Source organism: uncultured Nitrospira sp. (assembly GCA_902500695.1).
Lineage (GTDB): Bacteria > Nitrospirota > Nitrospiria > Nitrospirales > UBA8639 > Nitrospira_E.
The window spans coordinates 5,080-7,253 of record CABVRQ010000124.1 but is presented as its reverse complement, the minus strand read 5'-3'; the positions used below and the strand labels follow the sequence as shown (position 1 = coordinate 7,253).

2 protein-coding genes are annotated in these 2,174 nt (G+C 52.4%); both read right to left on the bottom strand.

Features of this window, described 5'->3' with window-relative positions; genetic code table 11:
- Nucleotides 1–22: 22 nt before the first annotated feature.
- Nucleotides 23–1,336, bottom strand: a complete 1,314-nt coding sequence (locus tag AAH187_RS18295; RefSeq protein WP_342349927.1) for a trypsin-like peptidase domain-containing protein — start codon at nucleotides 1,334–1,336, stop codon at nucleotides 23–25.
- A 93-nt stretch (nucleotides 1,337–1,429) separates the two neighbouring features.
- On the bottom strand, nucleotides 1,430–2,174 hold a 745-nt coding region (locus tag AAH187_RS18290; protein ID WP_342349926.1), incomplete at its 5' end, for a DUF1566 domain-containing protein.

Sequence of the window (2,174 nt, the reverse complement as noted above, 5' to 3'; positions counted from 1 at the left end):
TATGCAGGGAACCGAATGGTCCCTACTGCCCAAAACCCTGAATGGCGTTCCAGGCATCATTGCCTGGTAGGCCAAAGGAGGAGGGAGCATCTGCGGTTCGAACCAACGAGAGAGTCATGGGAATCATATTGGAAAAATCCTGGAAGGTCCCGGTTAAGGTTTTTCCATCATCAGACATCGTGGTGGCAGACTGACCCATCGTTCCCAACACGGTCCGATAGAATATGGCCAATTGGTTGCCTTGCAATTGTCCTTCTCCCTCCGCGGTCACCATGGTTCCCAATACGCTGGTGGTCACCTCCCTCATGACCACTCGATCTCCCATTTGTTGCAGGACATAGGACACGGCCGCTTCATTGGGGTTTTTCCAGACGCCCGTCACATTAGCCACGGCTCCTTCCTGGAGGGTCGCGTTCAGCTCCCGACGTTCGCCGGGAAAAAGTTCGACATTCTTAAACCACGGTCGATAGCCTTTCTTTTTGACGGCCACCTCGTATTCATCGGGAGGTAATTGACTCACGACCAATGATCCCTGTGCGGTGTTTCCGACAAGTTCATCATCAACAAACACCTCCGCATCCTTGGGAACGGTGGTGACGACCAAAGCGGCCAACCTCTTTCCGACAGAATCACCGGCATCTGGGTTGCTCCCCGGTGAAATATTTTTGGGTTCAATCCTGACTTGACGGCTAAACCCCGGCCAATTGTCAACCGTAAATTGAGCAATTTGAGAAGGCTTGGCATTACCAAACTGTCGGACGATTTCCACAATGACACCGATGACTTTCCCCTGGTAGAGCAAGGGTCCTCCCGAATTCCCTTCTTCAACCGCACCCGAAAACTTGAGAATGGGTCCGTCAAATCCAGACAGGGTCCCCCGGGTCACCGCCCATGGATTTCCTCCAACCTGGGGAAACCCGATTACCCGCACGTCTTCGCCCCCATGTAATTGACTCTGGGTATCCCACTCCAGAATCTGCACATTATCAGGAAGGTCTCCGCCCACTTTCAGCAGAGCCAACCCTCTGGGATCTCCACCCTCTTTATTGATCACCTCAGCCACCAGCGGTTCTTCTTGATGAGAAAAAAACGTGACGCTGATCGACTGAGGGACTTCGGCCTCTCCCTCAATCACATGTGAGGCGGTCACAATAAACAGATGCTTTTTGCCCTGTCCGGCGACAAAGCCGGTTCCGATCTTTTGCCTGTTGGCGAATTGAGCCGTGATCTTGACCACACCATTTTTCAGCTTGTCGATATCCACCTCGGACCAGACCGGTGGGACCATGCCCAACATGGCAATAAGAATGAAAACCTGGAAACGGATGAATAGCATCGGCAAGTCCTATATTCTGATCATAAGGTTCCCATACCCCGTAATCTTGGCATAACAATCCTAAGAAACCAAGACCGTCCACCCAGAACTCGTTCAATAGGACGAAGAAAGATCGGCAGAAGGAATAGTCCTAACGGCTCTGGCAAACCCTTTGCGAACCTCGCCTTCGCTATGACGCCGATGATCGATTCGGCCACGATCAAAATCCACCAGGAGTTCCCAGGGCCCCGCCACAACCACCATGCCCTTCTTCTCCTGACGAATCAGACCATCGGTAGCCACACAGACCCATTGAGCCTTATCGAACACCCGGTCGATAAAAAGCCCATCGTGCCTTCCAATCGGCTCTAACAAGGAAGCTAATTCTTCAATCGTCGGCAACCGCCAATCCGAGAATCCGCCAGCGCGTTGTTGGTTCAGTTGCTCCACATACTCCCATGGTTCACGTTTTTCAATGCCAAAGGTCAACTCAGGAGATCCACTTTGTTGCCACATCAACCCGGTAGCATAATCCACTACGACTTTCATCGCTTGTATAATTTTTGGCTCGTAGTCATGCACAAAGGTTCCCATCCATGCACCGGGAAGCCCTTCCGCACTTCCATCAAATGGATGGTGGAAGCCTTTTTGCTGGATCATATCTCGAAGATAGAGCAAAGACAGGGTAGCGGGTTCGAAACGCAGAGCGACCCCAAACCGTATCCCCCAACTCTCCAACACATACTGCGCTAGAACAGCAGGTGCCGCATACGCAAAGGGAGGACTGGCTTCGGTCACGATCCCCACCACCTGATGGCCTTTGAGCAACGGCCCGCCGGAATTCCCTTCGTCGATTGGC